Source organism: Streptococcus sp. GMD4S (assembly GCF_000296955.1).
The window spans coordinates 1-1,007 of sequence record NZ_AJRE01000281.1 but is presented as its reverse complement, the minus strand read 5'-3'; the positions used below and the strand labels follow the sequence as shown (position 1 = coordinate 1,007).

The following is a 1,007-nucleotide window of genomic DNA, read 5'->3' as shown; positions in this document are numbered from 1 at the left end:
ACTATAATCAAATCTTTTGCATTTGTCAATAGGTTTTAGAAAATTATTTAAAATTTTTCTATTTTTTTACTTACCGTTTACCGAAATTATCTAAAAATAGCATGAAAACGATCTTTTTATGTATGATAATTCACAAGAACATCAAATGAATTTTTTTACATGTAAAATAACATTTTTAGTCTATTATTTTAATTTTTTGACCTTAATACTACTCTTTTCTTTATATTTGTGGTAAAATCAAAATTGGAGAAAGAGAATCGAGGTAAAATTTATGGCTATTCCTAAATACCAATATATTAAAGATGAATTAAAAAACAAAATCATCTCTGGTCAATTTGCAAGTGGAGATAAATTTTATACAGAAGCCGAATTGATCGCGATGTACGATGTGAGTTCAATCACAGTTGTTCGTGCCTTAAATGACCTTGCTAAAGACGGCTACATTGTCCGCCAACAAGGTAAAGGTACTTTCGTTTCACGTGCCCGCAAGCACAAACTCGTTGAGTTTTCAGATGTCGAAATCTTTGAAACAAAAGACGATAAAGTTACTGTCCTTTCTATCGAGCGCGGAAACAAACTTGAATATTTAGATAAACTTGGACTACGTGGAGATCAATTCTACTATAAGATTGAACGTATTCGTCAGACAAACGATGTGACATACATCTACCACACATCTTATATTCCTGAGCAATACATCAATGCCAACTATCCAAATCTTGACTATTATAGCTCTATCTATACACGTTTCAAATTGGATTACCGCATTCACATGAGTGATGAACATTTTGAGGAAATCAACGAAATCGCATTCCCAACACCAGAGCATGCTGCTTCTGTACTCGGAATCGATACACAATTCCCAACTGTCTTCCAAACGAAGACTACAAAACTTGAGGCCACTGGCCAAGTCCTTGCCTATAGTGAAACTTATAAGCGAGCAGACTACTACAAAATCAAATTCATCTCATGTAACCGAGGTCATTAAGAAAAAGCCTGAGCCTAGC

General features: G+C 34.1%; 1 protein-coding gene. It reads left to right on the top strand.

The window, feature by feature from the left end; translation table 11 throughout:
• Positions 1 to 271: 271 nt before the first annotated feature.
• On the top strand, positions 272 to 988 hold the full coding sequence (locus tag GMD4S_RS09360) for a GntR family transcriptional regulator (RefSeq protein WP_001007181.1): 717 nt from the start codon (positions 272 to 274) through the stop codon (positions 986 to 988).
• The last annotated feature ends 19 nt before the right edge of the window (positions 989 to 1,007 follow it).

Excerpts from the sequence above, each read along its gene's own strand:
- GMD4S_RS09360 (WP_001007181.1), top strand. The coding sequence starts at position 272 with ATGGCTATTCCTAAATACCAATATATTAAAGATGAATTAAAAAACAAA.